Annotated in this window: 15 protein-coding genes and 1 other RNA gene; 3 read left to right on the plus strand and 13 right to left on the minus strand. The window is 62.1% G+C overall.

Annotated features, from left to right (window positions below; genetic code table 11):
* Position 1: 1 nt before the first annotated feature.
* Complete coding sequence (locus tag J4G38_RS11160; protein WP_226163355.1) at positions 2–442, plus strand: c-type cytochrome; 441 nt, start codon at positions 2–4, stop codon at positions 440–442.
* Positions 443–532: 90 nt separating this feature from the next.
* Here J4G38_RS11160 and rnpB read toward each other — a convergent pair.
* The 10 genes from rnpB to J4G38_RS11210 all read right to left on the minus strand — a co-directional run bounded on the left by rnpB (position 533) and on the right by J4G38_RS11210 (position 11,259).
* An RNA gene (rnpB, locus tag J4G38_RS11165) (RNase P RNA component class A) lies at positions 533–945 on the minus strand.
* A 44-nt stretch (positions 946–989) separates the two neighbouring features.
* The gene (locus J4G38_RS11170) at positions 990–1,274 is read right to left on the minus strand and encodes a DUF4242 domain-containing protein (protein WP_210519304.1); all 285 of its coding nucleotides are present in this window, start codon (positions 1,272–1,274) and stop codon (positions 990–992) included.
* 173 nt (positions 1,275–1,447) lie between these two features.
* Positions 1,448–3,307, minus strand: a complete 1,860-nt coding sequence (locus tag J4G38_RS11175) for a M1 family metallopeptidase (RefSeq protein ID WP_210519306.1) — start codon at positions 3,305–3,307, stop codon at positions 1,448–1,450.
* 184 nt (positions 3,308–3,491) lie between these two features.
* A complete protein-coding gene (locus tag J4G38_RS11180) occupies positions 3,492–5,471 on the minus strand; it encodes a tetratricopeptide repeat-containing sensor histidine kinase (RefSeq protein ID WP_210519308.1) in 1,980 nt (659 codons plus the stop codon).
* A 369-nt stretch (positions 5,472–5,840) separates the two neighbouring features.
* Positions 5,841–6,473 carry a hypothetical protein gene (locus tag J4G38_RS11185; RefSeq protein WP_210519310.1) on the minus strand — a complete coding sequence of 211 codons (633 nt, stop codon included), beginning with the start codon at positions 6,471–6,473 and terminating at the stop codon, positions 5,841–5,843.
* 147 nt (positions 6,474–6,620) lie between these two features.
* Positions 6,621–6,944 (minus strand): hypothetical protein, encoded by a 324-nt coding sequence (locus J4G38_RS11190; protein WP_210519312.1) that lies wholly within the window; start codon positions 6,942–6,944, stop codon positions 6,621–6,623.
* A 251-nt stretch (positions 6,945–7,195) separates the two neighbouring features.
* On the minus strand, positions 7,196–7,867 hold the full coding sequence (locus tag J4G38_RS11195; RefSeq protein ID WP_210519314.1) for a response regulator: 672 nt from the start codon (positions 7,865–7,867) through the stop codon (positions 7,196–7,198).
* A gap of 69 nt (positions 7,868–7,936) precedes the next feature.
* The gene (locus J4G38_RS11200; protein WP_210519316.1) at positions 7,937–8,857 is read right to left on the minus strand and encodes a metallophosphoesterase; all 921 of its coding nucleotides are present in this window, start codon (positions 8,855–8,857) and stop codon (positions 7,937–7,939) included.
* Between the two features lie 57 nt (positions 8,858–8,914).
* Positions 8,915–10,135 carry a Smr/MutS family protein gene (locus J4G38_RS11205; RefSeq protein ID WP_226163356.1) on the minus strand — a complete coding sequence of 407 codons (1,221 nt, stop codon included), beginning with the start codon at positions 10,133–10,135 and terminating at the stop codon, positions 8,915–8,917.
* 134 nt (positions 10,136–10,269) lie between these two features.
* Positions 10,270–11,259 carry a DUF2279 domain-containing protein gene (locus J4G38_RS11210; RefSeq protein ID WP_226163357.1) on the minus strand — a complete coding sequence of 330 codons (990 nt, stop codon included), beginning with the start codon at positions 11,257–11,259 and terminating at the stop codon, positions 10,270–10,272.
* Between the two features lie 178 nt (positions 11,260–11,437).
* Here J4G38_RS11210 and J4G38_RS11215 point away from each other — a divergent pair, with 178 nt between their 5' ends.
* Positions 11,438–14,302, plus strand: a complete 2,865-nt coding sequence (locus J4G38_RS11215; RefSeq protein WP_210519318.1) for a DUF4961 domain-containing protein — start codon at positions 11,438–11,440, stop codon at positions 14,300–14,302.
* Between the two features lie 94 nt (positions 14,303–14,396).
* Here the strand turns inward: J4G38_RS11215 and J4G38_RS11220 are convergent, their stop codons facing one another.
* The gene (locus J4G38_RS11220; protein ID WP_210519320.1) at positions 14,397–15,251 is read right to left on the minus strand and encodes an N-acetylglucosamine kinase; all 855 of its coding nucleotides are present in this window, start codon (positions 15,249–15,251) and stop codon (positions 14,397–14,399) included.
* 255 nt (positions 15,252–15,506) lie between these two features.
* On the opposite strand from J4G38_RS11220, the gene J4G38_RS11225 reads away from it, so the two are divergent.
* A complete protein-coding gene (locus J4G38_RS11225; protein WP_210519322.1) occupies positions 15,507–16,703 on the plus strand; it encodes a T9SS type A sorting domain-containing protein in 1,197 nt (398 codons plus the stop codon).
* 376 nt (positions 16,704–17,079) lie between these two features.
* Here J4G38_RS11225 and J4G38_RS11230 read toward each other — a convergent pair whose 3' ends face one another.
* Together J4G38_RS11230 and J4G38_RS11235 are read right to left on the minus strand one after the other, a co-directional pair.
* On the minus strand, positions 17,080–17,865 hold the full coding sequence (locus J4G38_RS11230; protein ID WP_210519324.1) for a SusE domain-containing protein: 786 nt from the start codon (positions 17,863–17,865) through the stop codon (positions 17,080–17,082).
* Positions 17,866–17,936: 71 nt separating this feature from the next.
* Positions 17,937–19,586, minus strand: a complete 1,650-nt coding sequence (locus tag J4G38_RS11235; RefSeq protein ID WP_210519327.1) for a RagB/SusD family nutrient uptake outer membrane protein — start codon at positions 19,584–19,586, stop codon at positions 17,937–17,939.
* Positions 19,587–19,592 lie beyond the last annotated feature (6 nt).

The raw sequence follows: 19,592 nt of genomic DNA on the forward strand, positions 1-19,592 counted from the left end.
CGTGAAGCAAACCCTCCTGATTCTCGCCGTGTTGGCCGGGTGTAGCCCGGCTGCTTTCGCCCAGAAAAAGCCCACCCCCAAAGCCACTTCGGCCACTTCCGTCCCCACGGCGGCGGTGCTCAAGGGCAGGGCCGTTTACACCCAATACTGCCTCACCTGCCACCAGGCCGATGGCGGCGGGGTGGACGGCATGAACCCGCCCCTCACCAAAACCGACTACGTGCTGGGCGACAAAACCCGCCTCACCAAAGTGCTGCTCAACGGCCTGCAGGGCCAGGACATCAACGGCGAGGAATACCACAACGTGATGCCCTCGCAGGACTACCTCAACGACCAGCAAATGGCCGACGTGCTGACTTACGTGCGCAACAGCTTCGGCAACAAAGCCAGCGCCGTGACAGCCGCCGAGGTGAAGGCCGTGCGCGCCACCAATAAGAAATAGGTTAGCGTAAGATAAAAAAGACCGTCATGTCGAAAAGACGTTCTGAATACAAAAAGGCCGTCCCGGTACCGGGACGGCCTTTTTGTTTAGCGTGGTGATGGGTCTGTAAGCCGGGTTTTGTCCGCTGCCGAAGCAGCTGCCTCACCATTTATCTAGGCCAGTCCTCGCGGAAAGGCTCCATCAACCTACCCGCTGGCGCCGGACGAGCCGCCCGGTGCCGATGCTTCCGAAGAAGCGCCGGCGTACCAGCTTATTTGGTCTTTCAACCCCTGAGGTTTACCCAGCCGGGACGGTCACCCACCCGCTGGTGCGCTCTTACCGCACCTTTTCACCCTTACCGGCCCCCCGAAGGCGACGTAGGCGGTAATTTTCTGTGGCACTGGCTGTCCTGGGTTGCATGATGCGCGCCAGTCCTTCCCGTTAGGAAGCAGGGTGCTCTGCGTTGCCCGGACTTTCCTCGTCGTCCTTCTTGCGTCGGACGCCGCGGTGAGGCGACCCATCACTGCGGGCAAAGGTACGAGCGGAATGCCGAGGCAAAGCCGCCCGATTAAGCCATGGCCATTTCCGCCGTGGCGGGGCTGATAATGGTGGACACTTCAGCAACGGAATTGGCCGGAAACCCGCCCTGCCGGGCATGCTCGCGGACCATTTCCTCGTTGGCGGCGTTGTAGACGCAGTATATTTTGTCGGCGGTGACGTAGCTGTGGTCCCACTGAATTTCCGGGCCCATGTTGTTCAGCACTCCGCAGGAGGTTTGCGAAATGGCTTTTAGTTGTTCGGGAGTGAGACTTCCGGCGCCGGGAATTTCCCGCTCGATGACGTACTGAGGCATGTTACTACGGGCGTAAGTTGAATAAATAATACTAATATATAGATTACAATTCAAAAAACTACCGCTGGCCAGCAGGGTAATTCGTAACTGCGGAGCCTTCGCGGTTTCCAATGCCTCGGTGCTACTTCCGTTATGTCGCCCCGCTGAGGCTTGACGTTTCGGCGTATTGCAACCTACTTCCCTTCCCACACATTATCCTTCGGGTAGCTGTCCGGCACGAGGGTGCTGCCCAGCGTCACGCGCGTCAGGGGTTGCCTGGTGGGGACGGGGATGGTAACGGACGTGGCGGTTTCCCAGACGCTGATGCTGCGGTGGATTTTCTGGGTGGTGTGGTCGGCGAAGGTGAGGGTGAGGTCGACGGGGACGGGCTTGCTGCCGTGGGCCTGCACCTGGATGTCGTAGCCGGGAGCGGTTTTGGTGACGGCGGCGAGGGCCAGGTCGGGGTAGCCGGCGTCGAAGAACCAGCGCTGCCAGAACCAGTTGAGGTTGCGGCCCGCGCCGGCGTTCATGCTGTTGAAGAAGTCGTAGGGCATGGGGTGCTTGCCGTTCCAGTTCCGGATATAGGTGTGCAGGGCTTTGGTGAACAGCTCATCGCCGAGCATATCCTTCACATAGAGGTAGCCCATGCCGGGCTTGGGGTAGGAGTTGAGGAAGAAGGGCACGCCGCTCTGCTGGGTGCTGAGCGTGACGATGGGCGCGTCGTTTTCGGTGGCGGCATAGGTGGCGTAGCGGGCCACGCCGTAGTCGTCGTCCAGCTTGGGGTCGATGATGCCGGACAGGAGCCACTCGCCGATGGTGGCCCAGCCCTCGTCCATCCAGCCGTACTTGGTTTCGTTGATGCCCATGTAGAAGGGGAACATCGTGTGGAAGATTTCGTGGTCGGTGAGGGTGATGGCGTCGTCGCGGGTGGCGGTGGGGTTGTCGTTCACCATCATGGGGTACTCCATCTGGTCCAGGCCGTCGAACACGGTTTCGTGGGCGTAGGGGAAGGGCCACCTGGGGAAGGTGTAGCTCATGGCCTCCACCGTTTTGCGGCTGAAGTCGATGACTTCCTTGTAGTCCTCGTGCCTGGGATTATACACGGCATCGACGCGGGTGCGGCGCCGGGTGGCGGGGTCCACCACGAGGCTGGTGCTTTGCCACACGTAATGGTCGGCAGTGGCAAATACGAAGTCTGTGACGTTGCGGGCCTCGAAGCGCCAGGTGTTTTGGGCGTTGGGCGCGGTGATGTCGTAGCGCTTCGCGTCCTCGGCGCTGATGATGGTGCTGATGGCGTCCTGCTGCTCGGCGTCGTGGAGGCGCTGGGTGTATTTCTGGGTGAGCACCTGGGTGGCGTTGGTGAGGTCGCCGGTGGCCCAGACCACAAAATTTCTCGGCACGGTGATGGCGGCGCGGAAGGTGCAGAAGTCGTTGTAGAACTCCTGGTCGCCGGTGTAGGGCACGCGGTTCCAGCCGTCAATGTCGTCGTACACGGCGATGCGCGGAAAGAAGTAGGCCACAAAATCGGCCCCCGGCTCAATCTCGCCGGTGCGCTGGTGCGAGCCTTTGTTGAGCGTATAAGTGTAGGTGGCGCGCACGGTGGCAGCCCGGTGCGCCCCGATGGCCCGGCGCAGGGGCACCGTCATATTGGTGACCTCAATGGCCAGCTTGCTCACGTCAAACACCTCGTCGTTGATGCTGAGGGCCGAAATTTTGACGCCGTCGCCAATGTCCTCGGGCGCAAAGGCCTTGACGCGGGGGGCGCCCTTCTGGTAGATATTGGGGTAGAGCTTGAACCAGATTTGCCGCAGCGAATCGGGGCTGTTGTTGAGGTAGTGAATGTCGACGGTGCCGGCCACGCGCCGGGTGGCGGGGTCGAAGGTGACGCTAATGTCGTAGTCGGCGGTGTTTTGCCAGTAGTTGAGGCCAGGCTGGCCGTTTTCGGCGCGGGTGCCCTTGGCGTAGGTGGCTTGCAGGTTGCGGGGCACGGGCAGCGGCTGCTGGGCCAGGGTGGGTAGGGCAAGGAGGTAGAGCAGGAAGGGGAGAAGGCGCATGAGGCGAGGGAGGGAGAAACGAATACAGCCACAAAAGAACGTCATGCCGAGCGCAGCCGAGGCATCTCGCGTGTGGTAGTACTCCAACCGATTGAATTAGTGGTGGCACGCGAGATGCCTCGGCTGCGCTCGGCATGACGTTTACGACGCTCGGCATGACGGTTTCTCAACCCCCAACATTCTGCTATTCCGGCAGGCACGCCACCACGCCGAAGCCCGTGGCCTCGGCTACGTGGTGCAGCGCGCCGCCCACGGCTTCGGCGCGGCGCCGCATGTTGGCCAGGCCGTGGCCGCCGGGGCGGGCGGTGGGGGCAGGGCCGGCGGCATTGTCGCGCACGCTCAGGCAGAGCTGGCCGGCATCGTGGCTCACCCGAATGGTGACCAGCGTGGCGCCCCGGGCATGCTTCACCACGTTGTGCAGGGCCTCTTTAAAGATTAAGTACAGCGTCTGGCACGTGGCCAGGCTGGGGCGCTGCGCGGCGGCGGCCTCGCTCACGGCAAAATCGATGGCCAGCTCCTGGGGCGCGAGCACCTCATGGGCGTGGTCGCGCATATGGGCCAGCACTTCGGGCAGCTCGGCCGAGCTGGCGTGCAGGCCCCACACCACGTCGGCCATCTGGCGGGCGGCGCGGCGACTGGTGTCGCTCAGGCGGTTGAGGCGGGCCAGGGTTTGGTCGGGGGAGGCGACGGTTTCGCGCAGCAGGTCGCTTTGCAGGCTGATTTGGGTCAGCAGCGAGCCCACGTCGTCGTGCAGGTCGGCGGCCAGGCGCTGGCGCAGGGTGGCGTCGCGGGAGGCCAGGCGCCAGGCCACGCGGCGGCGGTACTGCCAGAACAGCCCGCTGCCCAGCAGCAGCAGGGCCCCCGCCGCGCCCACGGTACCTAGCAGCTGCTGGCGGGCCCGCAGGCGCTCCAGCTCCTGCTGCTGGCTACGCAGCCGCACCTGCTGTTGCAGCAGGCTGAGCTGCGTTTGGGTGCGCGAGCGGGCCGCGCGGGCCTGCACGGCGGCCAGCCGGCGGCGCGTGTCCTCGCCGCTCAGGGTGTCGGCGTAGGCAGCGGCCAATAGCTGGTAGCGGTAGGCCGCATGGCCCTGGCCCAGCTGGTCGCTGGCCTGGGCCAGGGCCTGGGCGGCGTCGCGAGCCGTGGGACGCAGGCGTAGCGGCGCGGCGGTGGCCAGGCTGAGGGCGGCGTAGCGGCGGGCGCTATCGGCGCGGGTGGGCAGCCAGGTACGGGCCAGCAGCAGTGCCGCCTGCGCTACCTGCTCGGGGGTGCCGGTGGCACGGGCGCGGTACAGCAGCCCCTGGCTCACGCGGCGGGCCGCCGGGTAGTCGCCCAGGCGCTCGGTCATCTCGGCAATGTTGAGCTCCACGGGCAGCAGGCCCCGCTCATTGTACACCACCCGATAGGCGCCAAGGGTGCGGGTGTAGGCGCGGCGGGCCGCCTGCCATTGCCCCTGCTGGCGGCTGATGTCGCCGAAGCCCAGGTACACGAAGCCGGTGCAGCCGGTGTCGCGCGCCGCCGGGAGCAGGCGGCGGGCCTCCTCAATGTAGGCGCGGGCCGTGGCATACTCGCCCAGGCCCAGCTCGATACGGCCGGCCTGCACCAGCTGCAACAGTTCGGCCCGGCTGTTGTGGATGGCGTGGGCCAGGGTCAGGCCGTCGAGGCTGGGACCCAGGGCGGCGGCGTAGTTGCCCTGCTCGGTGTAGATGCGACACAGGTTATAGTATGCCCGCGTCTGGGTGTAGCGGTTGTGGGTGCGAATGGCCCAGGCCAGCGCCTGCCGGCTGTGGTAGATGGCCGAGTCGTACTGGCTACGGGCGCGGTAGTTGTAGCCCATGTTGAAGTGGGCTTCTACCAGCCCCGGCGCAAAGTGCAGCCGCCGGGCCAGCGCCAGCCCCTGCCGGGCCAGGGCCTGCGCCTGCGGCGGGTCGTTGGTGCGCAGCACAAAGGCCAGGGTGTTGAGGTGGACGACCCGCAGCGTATCGGGCCGGCGCTCGGTGGCCAGGAGACGGCCGAGGCTGTCGCGCACCACCACCAGGCGCTTTAGCGGTAGAGGCAGCCCCTGCGCCCCCGCGCCCCCGCTGCTCAGCAGCAGGAGCGCCAGCCAGCCGGCCAGCCACGGCTGCCATTGCCCCGGTTTCAGGCGTTCTGTTGTTGCGTTCTTCATGAGGGTAGAACTGTTGGTTGCCGCTGCCGGCTACTGCGCCCGGGCGGACGGGCCGGCATCCGGCAGCGGCAATAAGTACGGGCCTGGAAAAAGAACGGAAAGGACAGCCGGAGCGGTTTTCCGCTTGACGTACGGAGGTAGAAACGCAACATTTTGCGTCTCATTGTTGAACGAAATCGTCGGGCGGTGCTTACGCGAGCCGTTCAGCGACAAGACGCAAAACAGTGCGACTCTACCTCCGTACGTCAACCCCTCAACCGCGCTGATTAGCTCACAAGATACGCTCGGCCGCAGGCTGCCCACGAAAAAGGCGGCATTGCTGATGCCGCCTTTTCCAGCGTTGGGGTAGGGGCTGCCGGCCTGCTGAGGCTAGGCGTGGTCGCCGGCCGGCACCAGCAAGGTGTAGGTGGCGCCCTGGGCACTGGCTACCACGTTCTTCCTGAGATAGTAGGCGTAGTAGTCACGCTGCTCGGCCACGGCGGGCTGTCCGTTGGGGCGGTTGTCAAAATAGGGCAGGTGCGTAACAGTAGCCAGGCGGCTAAAATCCTTTTCGCCGGTGCGGCAGCACCAGATTTCTATGGCATCAAAGCCGTTTTTCAGGCCGCCAATACTGGGGTGAATGCCGTCCATCTTCGCCTTGAGCACGGGGGCCTCGGCGGCCACGCGGTCAATGGGCTTGCTGGCGGTAGGGTTTACTTCCAGTAGGTCGAGCACTTCCCTGGGTACGTTCATGGTATTTTTGATTTGCTTCACGCCGGCCCGCACGGCGGCCGAAGTCATCAGCTCCTGCTCGATAAGGTTGCGCTGGGCCGTGTCAAGAGCCTTTTGGGCGGCATCGCGCAGGCCAAACAGGTCCAGCTCGGCCTGGGCAGCCGTGGTGGCTACCCCATAGGTGTTGGCCGGCTGCTTGAGCAGAGTAGTGGCATCGGCCATGTTGTCGACAAAGTTTTGGAGAAACAGCCGGCGCTCGGCTTCGCGGGAAGGATACCAGTCTTGTGCCATGATACTGAAAAAATTAGGTAAATAAACATCCCGGCTTTCGAGGCAGGGCTGCTCAAATGTTAGTCCTAATTCCCACTTATTTACGAAGTCCATATTTAGGAATGACAGTGCCTGAACCAAAAGCTGTTTGCCGACCCCAGGCAAACCCTACAGACCTGCTTTGCTTTCTGAAAATTCCCAAATTGGGCCGCCGTCAGCCCGGTTATTACCCCGCTTCATCCGCATCTTGCCCCGGTTTAGCGAGGCGCCTTTCCTGCCGGCATTTTTTTCCAGATTGCCGGCAATGTTCCGCAGCGGGAAGGCCCGGCGACCCGTTGGAGCTTTCCAGTCTGTCATCAGGCCCTTCCAGCCAGTCATCGTGCTTTCCCAGCCAAGCGCCTTGCCGGCAGTCCCGCGCAGAACGCCCTTCCAGCTGCCAACCGGGCGGGCCCAACGACCAACGGGAAAGGTCCGGCCATCGGCCGGAAGCACCTGCCCGGCCCGTTGGCTATTCTGCTGATGGCAACAGGCGGCCCATCGCCGAGGCCGGCCCAACTGCTCACCCACAAAAAAGCCCCCAACCAAATGGCTGAGGGCTTCTTAAGAGACTATAGGCGCGGGCGGCTACTACCGGGCCTTTCGAAGGGGTATCGCCCAGCAGGCGGGCCATCCGGGCTTGCAGGGTGAGCAGGCTGGCACGGTCGGCGGCGGCGCTGGTTTGCAGGGCGGCCGCGCCGGGCAGGCTAGTCGCGCCGCCGCTTCAGGGCGTGGGCCATCAGCTCGCCGCGGGAGTTCACCTGCAGCTTGCGGTACACGCTGCGGATGTGGTTGCGCACGGTGTCGAGGCTAATGAAGTGGCGGTTGGCAATGAGCTGGTAGCTGAGGCCGTCCTCGATGCCGCGCACGATTTCCAGCTCCCGCGCCGTGAGGGGCTCCTCGGGCAGCAGCGCGGCCAGGGAAATGGCGGGCCGCGCCGCCGGCTGCTGCCGAAACGCCTGCACCACGAAACGCGCCACGCCCGGGCTCATGGGCGAGCCGCCCGCCGCCACCTGCAACAAATGCTCCTTGAGCTGGGCCAGGGGCGTGTTCTTGAGCAAGTAGCCCACCGCCCCGGCCCGCAAGGCCTCAAACACGCGCTCGGCGTCGGCGTACACGCTCAGCATGAGCACCTGGGCCTTGGGGAGGTGCGCCAGGAGCAAGGGCAGGCCCTCGATGCCCGTCAGGCCGGGCAGGCCGATATCAGAGAGGATGAGCTGGGGCGGCGCGGCCGCCGTGGGCAGCTCCTGCAAAAATTCCTCGATGGACTCCGCCACCAGCACGCAGCGAAACTCGGGCTGGGCACCCAAGTACTCCAGCAGGGTTTCGCGGATGGAAACCTGGTCCTCAATGATAGCCAGGGCGAGGGGGAATTGCATGGCACAAAGGTCCACTCCAAACCCACGCGGCGGTATGACATGAACATGTTGATTTTCGGTCTGGCCGCCTCAGAGCCGTACCAAGCCGGCGGGCGTCAGCACCGACTCGCCTTGCCATCGATAGGCCACCAGCTCGCCGCCCTTGGCCACGCTGTAATCGAGGCACACGGAGTGCGGCGTGAGCAGCCGGGGCTTGCCCCGCAGCCAGTAGTGGCCGAAAAACACCGGTGTTTCGTCCTGGTAATAGCTGGCATCGGGCAGGGCCGCTACGTCTACCGGCTGGCCGGCCAGCGCCTCAATAGGTTCCAGGAAATACTCGTGGTAGGTGGCGGCGGCGGGGTTGCGCCACCAGGCGGTGCGCATCATGGTGCGGCGGTGGCCGTCTTTGTCGAAAAAGTGGTGGTCGCCGGGCAGCGCGGTTTCGTGGCCCTTCAGCGTGATTTCGACAGCGTTTAACTCGTCTGAGCCCTTGCGGCTAGCCACCAGCAGGAACTCGGGGGTGAGGCGGGCATCGGGCAGCTGTTCGCGCAGGTAGGCAATGTAGCGGGCATCCCAGCAGGCGTGCACCACGCGCAGCCCCGGCAGCTCCAGAAACAGCGGCAGCCGCATGAACCACGCGAGGTAGTCCTGCCACTCGACAAATAGCTCCTTGGTGCTGAAGGCGCGAATGGTTTCGATGTGCTGCAAAATGTGGTGGGGCCGATGGGGCCGCAGGTGCCCGCCGGCCGGGTCGAGGGTCCAGAAGGCAAGGGCATTGTACTCGTGGTTGCCCATCACGGCCAGGGCGGTGCCGCCGTCCACCATGCCGCGCACCACCTGCAGCGTCTCGCGAATGGCCGGCCCCCGGTCAATAAAATCACCCACGAAAATGACCTGCCGGCCCGCCGCGTGGCGGTAGATGCCCTGCGCATCGGGCGCGTAGTCGAGTTTCTGCAGCATTAGGCGGAGCTCGGCCGCGTGGCCGTGAATGTCGCCGATGAGGTCGTACATAAAGAGGGGATAGAAGAGAGCATGACGTTCGACAATCATTCAGGCAGCGCTGAATCGCTACTTCAGCCGCACCAGCGTGGCGCCGAAGCCGAACTTCTCTTTGCGGGCATCCTCAAAGAACTTAATGTCCTTGTTGCGGCTCAGCTGGCGGTGGATTTCCTTGCGCAGCACCCCGTTGCCCATGCCGTGTATGAACACGATTTCATGCATGTTGGTGGCCAGGGCGCGACTCAGCGCGTCCTCAAAGGCATCAAGCTGCAGGCGCAGGATGGCCGTGTTCGACAATTCCTCCGTGTTATCCGGTCGCAGGGCTTCGATGTGCAGGTCGAACTCGTGAGGAGGAGGCACGACATGGGTGGTCGGGGCGGGGGCCGCCGCCGCTACTACGGCCGCCGGTTTGGCCGGAGCGTCGCCGCTGAGCTGGGCTTTAAGGGCGGCGGCATCCACGCCGGCGGGTTTGGCCGGGGCCGGCACGGGGGCAACGGGCGCTTCCTGAGCCAGCTGCTCGGGTGCGATGGCGGCGGCCGCCTTCTCATCCAGCTGAAAGAGGTAGGCCTCCTTGCCAATCACCGGCGCGGGCCGCTGGCTCGAATAGAACGTGCTGGCCTTGAAGGCCTGGCGCTTGGTGAGCAGCTCGTAGGCCGCGTCGCCGTTGAGGCGCGTAGGCAACAGCTGGAAAATGGCGGCGGGCCAGTTCTCGAAATCCTTCAAATGCAGGAAGGAGAGAGGCTTGGTGCTGGCTTTGGGGCCCAGCTTGTCGGCGGCCAGGGCGCGGTAGGGGCGGGCGCTGGTTTCCTCGCCGTAGGTGTAGAGCACGTCGGCCTCGGTATTGTTGATGAGCGTGACGCCCAGCAGCTCGGGCGACTGGTGCACCAGGGCCAGAAACATGCCTTTGGCCGCAGCCGGCTGCTTGCTGCCGGCCGGCGGGGTGCCGGCCGGTCTGGCCACGCCCGCGCCACTGGAAGCCACCGCCGCCAGAGCTTCCTGCAAGGAAGGTTGCGCGGGCCGGGGCGGGCCGGCCGACGGGGCCGGGCGCTTGCTTTTGTCCTTCTTGCTGGCGTTGGCGTTTTTGCCGGGCACCTGGCCCACGCGGTAGTCGGGGGCGGTACGGTCGAAGGTGTTGCCTTCTTCCTGCGCCACTACCACTACTTCGCGCCGCAGCACGGGGATGGTAAAATCGTTGTCGATGGCCACTTCCACCAGCTCGCTGTCGAGCAGGCGGGTGACGATTCCTTCTTCGGTGCCGGTAAGCAGGCGCACTCTATCTCCTACGTTCATAATATCACGGATTTACGCTGGCTGGAGCAGTTATTAATTGATAAATAACCGCCGCCGGGACCAGACGGGTTCTTCAAAAGTACGGGTAGAATGGGTTGGCTGGGTTTACAAACGGTTTTCAGCCGACCGCAATCCTACATATAGAGGCCGTGGAAGCCGAAACCGTTGCGTCCGTTGTATTCCAGGGCCGGGGCGGGCAGGTGGAAAATGCTGAGCGTGTAGAACACGCGCTTCAGCAGCACGCTGTGGGTGGGAATGCGGCGCAGGTCCACGTCCAGCGACAGGTAGAACTGGCGGTAGGGGTGCAGGCCGGCCGCCGCGTTGGTGCCATCGTCGTTGTACACCATGTCCTCGCCGCCGTAGCCGAATGCTGGTTGCAGCCAGCGCGGCCAGCGGTTGCCGGGCTTGAGGAAGGCGCCCACGTCGGTACACAGCCAGTAGGTCTGGCCGTTGTAATCCTTCAGCCAGCGCTCGGGCACGTTGCTGCCCAGTACGTTGGGCCGCTGCCGGGCGTAGCCGGTGAGGTGAAACGACCATTTGGGCATGATGCGCACGTCGTGCCAGGCCAGCTGCTGCGCCAGCAGCGCCGTGGAACCCAGGAAGTTGGCCGCCAAATCGGTGGCCGAAGCGCCGTAGGCCGGGTCGCGGCCATCGAGGATTTCGAGGGGGCTCTGGATGGCAAACCCCACGAAGGAGCCGTACCAAATGGCTTTTTTCTCGCTCAGGCCGGCCCAGCGCAGCATGTCCACCGCGCCCCGGCTTTCCTGAAACGAGCCCCAGAAATGCCCGCACTTATCCAGCTGCTGCCACTCAGGCAAGTCGTTGAACCAGTGCAGCGGCACGCGCTCGCCGGTGTACCAGGCCGTGGTGAGGCCGGTGTAAATCACGCCATAGCTCAGGGCCGAGCCGCCAATCAGCAGGCGCAGGCGGCGCTTGCGCCGCGCCACCGAATCGACGAGGGCCGGGGCGGCCGCCAGCGGGCCGGTTCGCGCGGCTGCGCTGTCCGTTCGGGGGGACAGCACCTGGGCCTGGCCGCTTTGGGGAAGCGCCAACAAGTAAGCCATCACCCACCCGGCCACGTACCATTGCCGCAGCGGAACCAACAAGCGAAAAAAAAGCGTCATACGGGCGGAAATTGATGGCGAAGATACGCCCTTAAAAGCCCTCAGAATGCTTAAATTCTGTATCTTGCAATTTGGTTTGCCTGCAAAAACAATAAAAGCAAGCCGCTGCAAACGTTTCCACAACCTCCCCCATTCCCGCTTAGTATTTACTTCCTAACTCTTTAGCATCCAATTCCCAATGCAAACATTTCGACGCTTAACTGTGCTGCTGCTCACGCTGGTCGCCTGGACCGCCCAAGCGCAGGTTGTCACCACCCAGCCCGTGTTCTTCACCGACACCACGCCGGTCACCATCACCTACGACGCCACGCAGGGCAACGGCGCGCTGGCCAACTTCACCGGCCCCGTCTACATCTGGACCGGCACCGTGACCAACCTGAGCACCAGCACCACCAACTGGCGCAACGTGCACAGCCCCAGCTTTGGCGTGGCCGATGCCACGGCGCTCATGACCCGCGACGCCGCCAACCCCAACCTGTACCACATCACCTTCACGCCCCGCACTTACTACCCCATTCCGGCGGCCGAAACGCTGCTGCGGCTGGGCATGATTTTCAAGAATGCCGACGGCTCCATCGTGGGCCGGGCCACGGGCGGCGGCGATATTTTCGTGGATGCCGCCCAGGCCGGTCTTACCGCCCGCATCACCAGCCCGGCCCCCGGCACGAACGGCAACCCGCTCTTCGTGAGCCTGAATACCCAGCTGACCGTGACCGGCACTGCCTCCGCCTCGGCCAGCCTGGCCCTGAGCCTCAACGGCACGCAGGTGGCCCAGCAGGCCAGCGCCACCACGCTCACTTCGGCCGTCACCATTGCCCAGGCGGGCCGCAACGTCATTCGCTTCACCGCCAGCAGCGGCACCACGCAGTCCGTCGATTCCCTGGTGGTGGTGGTGGCGCCGGCCGTGGTTACCGCCGCTCTGCCGGCCGGGGCCAAGGATGGCATTACTTATCTGAACGGCGGCACCTCGGTTATTTTGAACCTGACGGCGCCCAACAAGCAGTTCGTTTACGCCCTGGGCGAATTCAATAACTGGCAAACCGCCAACAATGCCTTCATGAACAAGACGCCCGACGGCAACCGCTGGTGGGTGCAAATCAACGGCCTCACGCCGGGCCGCGAATACGCCTACCAGTACCTCGTGGATGGTGCGCTGCGCGTGGCCGACCCGTACTGCGAGAAAATCCTGGACCCGAACGACGACCAGTACATCCCCGCCATCACCTACCCCGGCCTGAAGGCGTACCCCTCGGGCCAGACCACTGGCATCGTGTCCGTGCTGCAAACCAACCAGACGCCCTACGTGTGGACCACCACCAACTTCCAGCGCCCCGCCCGCACCAACCTGGTGGTATACGAGCTGCTGATGCGCGATTTCGTGAACCGCCACGATTACCAGACCCTGCGCGATACGCTGGCCTACATTTCGCGCCTCGGCGTGAATGCCATTGAGCTGATGCCCATCAACGAGTTCGACGGCAACGACAACTGGGGGTACAGCCCCGATTTCTACTTCGCGCCCGATAAGTACTACGGCACCAAGCTCGCCTTCAAGCAATTCATCGACGAAGCCCACCGCCGGGGCATTGCCGTGATTCTCGACATGGTGCTCAACCATTCCACCGGCCAAAGCCCCATGGTGCAGCTCTACGCCACCAACGGCGCGCCCGCGGCCAACAACCCGTGGTTCAACCAGACGGCCCCGCACCCCTACAGCGTTTACAACGACCTCAACCACGAAAGCGCCTTCACCAAGTACTTCTCGAAGCAGGTGATGTCGTTCTGGCTGCAGGAATACCACATCGACGGCTACCGCTTCGACCTGGCCGGGGGCTTCACCCAGAACCCCAGCACCACCAGCACCTACGGCAATTACGACCAGTCGCGCATCAACATCTGGATGGACTACTACCAGCACCTGATTAGCGTCGACCCCAACCTGTACCCCATCCTGGAGCACTTCCCCGACAACTCCGAGGGCACCGTGCTGGCCAACAACGGCTTCATGCTGTGGGGCAATGCCAACTACAACTACAACGAGGCCACGATGGGCTACGTCAGCACTTCGAACTTCAGCTACGGCTACTACGGCAGCACCGCCCAGGGCGGCCGCGGCTGGAACAGCCCGAACCTGGTGACCTACATGGAAAGCCACGACGAGGAGCGCCTGATGTACAAAAACCTCACCTTCGGCAACTCGGCGGGCACCTACAGCACCCGCGACCTCAACACCGCCCTGGCCCGCGAGGAGCTGGCCGCCGCGTTCTTCTTCACCGTGCCCGGCCCCAAAATGCTGTGGCAGTTCGGCGAGCTGGGCTACGACAAGTCCATCTTTATCTGCTCCAACGGCACCCTGCCCACGCCCTATGGCAACGACCAGTGCAAGCTGAGCGCCAAGCAGCCCGTCTGGAACTACTACCAGGACCCCAACCGCCGGCACCTCTACGACGTGTTCCGCAGCCTGATTGCGCTCAAGAAGCGCGAGCCCGTGTTCGCGGCCCCCACCACCTACACCCAGCAGCTGGCCGGGGCCGCCAAAACCATCCACCTCACCGGTCCCACGCTGAGCGTCACCGTCCTCGGCAACTTCGACGTGACCGCTACCACCGTGGACCCCAACTTCCAACGTACCGGCAAGTGGTACAACTACCTGAGCGGCGACAGCATCACGGTGACCAACGTGAACGGGCTCATCACCCTGCAGCCCGGCGCTTATGCCGTCTACACCTCGCGCCGCATCGTGAAAGCCACCCTGCTCGGCACCAAAGCCCGCACCACCGACGCCCTGCGCCTCACGGCCGCGCCCAACCCCAGCAGCAGCACGGCCAGCATCCTGTACGAGCTGGCCACGCCGGCCGCCGTCACCGTCACCGTGCTCAATGTGCTGGGCGCCACCGTGCGCACCGTCAGCAGCAGCGCCGTGCAAGCCGCGGGCGCGCACGACGTCACCCTGCCCGTGCAGGACCTGGCCGATGGTATCTACCTGGTGCGCCTCAGCACCGGCCAGCTCACCCAGACCACCCGGCTGGTGGTGCAGCATTAGCCTGGCCGTCAGCCAGCCATTAATTGGTAATCAAAAAGGCCGGCTCTGCGAAGAGCCGGCCTTTTGGTTTGGTCGAATTACGGACAAGCGTAATTTATTTCACCGGCAATTCATCGTGGTAGGCCACCAGGTCATCAATGGGAGAGCGAATGATTTTACCCACTTCCATGCCGTGGGTTTTGGCCACCTGCGTCAGCACATCGCGGAAATTGTAGCCCACCGAGCCAATGCAGTTGAAGGTATATTCCTGATAGCGCGGGTAGTGCAGCACCAGGTTCTGGAAGAACGTTTCGAACCCGTCGAGCACGATTTCGCGGCAGTAGCTCACGTTGTTGTGGTCGTAGGCAAACTTGGCGAAATTGGCCAGGTAGCGGTTGGGCAGCGGCTGGTTGTAGAGCCGGTCCAGAATCTCGTTGCGCGAACCCAGCGAATACGTTTCGCGGAAAATATCCTGCAGGCCATCGGGCAGCAGGCCCCGCAAGTAATCGCGCAGCAGCCGCTTGCCAAAAAACGACCCCGACCCTTCATCGCCCAGGAAATAGCCCAGCGAATCCACGTTGTAGGTGATTTTTTTGCCGTCGTAAAGGCAGGAATTGGTGCCCGTACCCAGAATGGAGGCGAACCCGGGCTTGTGGCCCAGCAAGGCCCGGGCCGCCGCCAGCAAGTCTTCCGTCACATGGGCCTTGGCATTGGGAAAAAGCTGGCGCATGGCGGCCGCGATAATTTCGGCTTTTTGCGCCGATGATACCCCCGCGCCGTAGAAATACACATCCCGCACTTGGTCGCGTGGCAGCGTGTCGGGCAGGTGTTGATTTAAGGACGCCACAATACCCGCAGTATCGATAAAATCGGGGTTATACCCTTCGGTGTTGAAATACACGCGGTTGTGGGCATCGTCGAGCTGGCACCAGCTGCACTTCGTTGAGCCGCCGTCGGCAATCAGAATCATAAGAAACAGAGTTAGGTTGGGAGGGATGGCGAAAGTACCAACCACTGGGTAAACCCCGTGCTATTATAGAAAATGAACAAACGATTGCAGTAATTATTTTCAACTAAATACGTGATTTATTATGTTTGAATGTACGCAATTACGCTGGAATAGCTACTTTTACTATATTCTCAGCAAATCCCGTAATCGTTTGCCGGTAACGTTGAGCTTTATGCGTTTTTCTCACCAATTTTTCATTTACCTAATTGAATTCCCATGAAAAGAATGTTTACTCTTGCGGCCGCTAGCGTACTAGCCGCTGGCTCGCTCAACGCCCAGGCCCAGGTCACGCTGGATGGCCAACTGACGGCCGCCGAGGTTACCGCCGGCAACTACACGCTGATTGGTAAGTTCACGAATCCCCGCGGCTTCGGTAATGCCGGCTTGCTCAGCCTCTACGCCGCCAGCACGCCCACCAAGATGTACATCTTCGTAGGCGGCACCGTTGAGGCCAATGGCAACGCTTTCCAGCTGTTCCTGGACCTGCCTGTTGTTGCGGGCGTTCCGGTTGGTACGGCCCTCCCCGCTGGCGCAGCCACTACCTCCTTCCAGAACTTCACTGCCAAGTTGGACCTGGCCGCCGACCTGGCCCTGGCCCTGCGTTCCGAAGCCACCGGCTACATGGTCGAAGGTGCTGCCTATCCCACTGCCACTACCGGCAGCTCGGCGAAGCTGACCACCACGGCCGGCCAGTTGGATAACGCCGGCACGCCCCTAACGCTGCCAGCCACCACCACGGTTGGCAACTACGCCCGCTTGCTTGGGGCCCGGGTAGCCTATAAAGTAATGGCCCCCGGTGGGGTTTCTGCTAACCCCGGCAATACTGCTACCACAGCCGGTACTCCGCCAGTTACCACCTTTCCTGCTTCCTACGGCGGCGTCGGTTCCTACGGCTGGGAAATTGAGCTTGACCGAACCGCTGCCGGCCTAACTGGCACGCCGTCGGTATCGCTGTTCGCACTGCAAAATGGCGGTGATGGCGGTTATCCTTCTTCCGACTTCATTCCGCAGACTTCCGTTCCCCTTACCACCAACGGCGGCAACTTGGCCAACGGTGCTTTCGACTTTTCTACGCTGCCCGGCCGTCAGGCTGCTACGGTGGCCTTGGGTGCTACCGGTGGTGCCGTTCTCGGTACCAAAGCGGCTGATGCTGCGGCCATTGCCGTCGGCGTTTTCCCAAACCCCGCCAGTGGCGTGACCACGGTAGCCTACAACGTAGGCAGCCACGCCGACAACGTGAACATCGTGCTGACCGACTTGCTCGGCCGTCAGGTGCAAGTGCTGGAAAGCGGCCTGAAGGCTGCCGGCCTGCAAAGCAAGACCATAAGCACGGCCAACGTCGCTGCCGGTACTTACCTGGTGCGCGTGCAGGTAGGCGACAAAGTTGCCACCAGCAAAGTAGTGGTGCTGTAAGCATCGCCGCTGTCAGAAAGAAAAAGCCCCGTCGTAGATGCGACGGGGCTTTTTCTTTGCTTGGACGGTCTGACGAGAATGGCCGTATATCACTTCCATCTTAGCCCTATGGCTGTTGTAGAACCAAAAAAATTCCTTGAAAATACGTTCATATATGCGTGAATCGTTACAAATTAGCGGTGGCAAAGGCTGCTTAGGGTACTGAGAAACGGTTTTAGCCAGATGTGAGCAGGTTTTGAGTTTGGCCAGGTATTGCCATAACAATACCGGCTGCCGGGCCCAGCCAGTATCAGCGACGTTTTAGACCACGAATCTGTTTCCATTAAAAAAGCCTCCCCAGTAGCTGGGGAGGCTTTTTTAATGGAAACAGATTCGCTTAAGGAAGCTTGGTCAGTGTGAAGGTGGGCTTGGGCTTAGCGTTTGTATTAAGCACTACGCTATAGTTGCCAGCGGTTGGTACGGTGAGGTTAGCACCATTGGCATCCAGGGCACCACCGGCACCACCGTCACCCAGGTTAAGGGTCCAGGCATTGTTGGCCCGGAACTTGAACTCGTTCGAGCCGGCCGCACCGTTCAGCGCAATGGTAGTTTTCCATACCCGGCTGCAGAAGTCGTAGGTCATAGGCGTTTCGGTATTCCAGCCGCCTGGAGTAGCCGAACCAATAATGGCCCAAACATCAGCGGGTAGCGTTTGCGCTTGGTAAGGGGTGGCCGTGATGCCCGCAGTGTTTGACGAAGAAGCAGGATAAGCGTCTCCAACGGTAGCCTTCACGCGCACATCAAGCGGCGTCGCCGATGGCGTACTGCTGATATTACAGTCAAAACTGTTGTAGACGCCATTCAGGTCGGCACCGGTAATCGTCTTAGTGAGACTGGCCCCGACGTTGAAATCCTGCGTGGCGGCAAAATTGGTGCCCCGCTTGGCAAACTGCAGTGTGTAGCTAACAGCCGCTTTATAACCAAAGTCGGAGGGCGTCCAGGTGTAGGTGACGGCATTGCTGGCAGCCGTCGCGCTGGTCAGGGTAGCCGTGGTGGCCGATGCCGTAAGCTGCGGTGAGCTTCCCGGTGTGAGCGTGACCCGGGTTTCATCTTTCTTACAAGCAGTAAGACTGATGGCCAGCAGACCCGCCAGTATCGTTGTTTTAGAGAACCAGTTATACATAAAACGAAGAAGTTAAGGTGGGAATGAATTTCATTGCCAGCCCGGTAACACCGGGCCGGCAATGAAAAGTTTTAATAACCAGGATTCTGTTTCATGTTCGGGTTGGCCGTGATGTCGGACAACGGAATCGGGAAAAGCCTGTATTTGGCATCCACGCTGCGGCCGTTAGCAACCCCGCCCTTCCAGGGCCAGAGGTAAGTGGCATCGGTGAATTTGCCATAGCGGATGAGGTCGGTGCGACGCATCCCTTCCCAGTGCAACTCACGGGCCCGCTCATCCAGGATGAAGTCCGTGGTCATCTGCGCATCGGTGATGTCGGCCGCCGCGCTGGGCGTATTAATGGGCAGGCCAAAGGCACGCCGACGAATCTGGTTCACGTAGCCCAAAGCAGTAGCACGAGTAGCATTGCCACGCGTGGCTGCTTCGGCATAAACGAGCATCATGTCGGCCAAGCGCAGCATTGGAAAGTCAACGCTGGAGAAGTTCAGGGAAGCACCTTGGGCCGTACCATCCGAGTTGACGTTACGAAACTTGGTCACGCCAAGGCCTTGCTTAAACTGGCTGAGGTCGCTGATTTCCAAGGTCTGGCCAACCTGCCAGAACCGGCCGCGCCGGTCCACGGTGGTATCGCCGCCTTGCAGGAAAAATTTGTCAAACAGCGCCCGAGTGCTGCGGATACCACCCCAACCGGTGGTTTCGCCCGCGTATCGCTGCCAGCCAGCGCTAGCACCGTCGATTGAACCGTTTACCAGGAAGGTAGTGCCACCGTAGGTTTGCGTACGCGTGACGTCAAACAGAATCGGCCAAATAACTTCGTTCGTGGCCGGACCTACGTTGTTGTCAGCCAGAAAGAGGCGGCCATAAGCCGACGATGCCGAACTAGCGGTGGTGGCAAGCGAATAACCGCTAGCAATCACGAATTGGGCCTGTTCAGCAGCCTTGGTGTACTGCGGGGTGCCCGTGTACACGCCGGCATTCAGGTACAGGCGGGCCAAGTAGCCGTGCGCAGCGGCCTGGTCAACCCGGCCGTACTCATTGGAACGGGCGGGAGCCAATTGCGTGGTCAAGTCCAATAGCTCGCTTTCGACGAAGGTATAGAGCTGCTGGCGGGTATAGTACGGCGGCGGCGTAGTCCCTACCACGTCGTTCTCCGTTGGGAAGGGGCCGTTGCCGAACAAGTCAATGATATGGGAAAAAGAGACAGCACGCAGAAAGCGAGCCTCCGCCCGATAAAGTTTGGCTTGGGTTACTTCCGCGCTCCCCAGGCGGCTGTTGAGCTTTTCATCCGTCGATTCCCGGAGGAAATCATTACAGAGGCTGATTTCGTAGTAGCACCGGTTGTAAATGCCCCGAATCAGGGGGTTGTTGGCATCCCAGTTTTGGTTGTGCCAGTCCTGAATGCCGGTGTCGTTCCAGGCCACCACGGCTTCGTCGGTGGTCAGCTCTTGGGCGCTCCATAGCTGCCGAATGTAGTCACCGGTACCGCCGTCGATGCTGGTAAGGTCGGGGGTACCGCCGGCACCGCCCAGGCTGGTGAGCGCAAAGCTACCGTAAACCTTGCCCAATACCTTTTTATAGCTGGCCAGGTCCACATACACCCGGTCGGGCGTCAGCTCATACTTCGGTGCCTGGTCGAGGTCTTTGGTGCAGGAAGTGCTGAGGCCGGTCAGTGCCGTACCCAGGGAGAGGGCTGTTAACCCACGGAATAATACGTTCTTCATGAGTAG

The organism is Hymenobacter terricola (assembly GCF_017921975.2).
In the GTDB taxonomy this organism is placed as follows: domain Bacteria; phylum Bacteroidota; class Bacteroidia; order Cytophagales; family Hymenobacteraceae; genus Hymenobacter; species Hymenobacter terricola.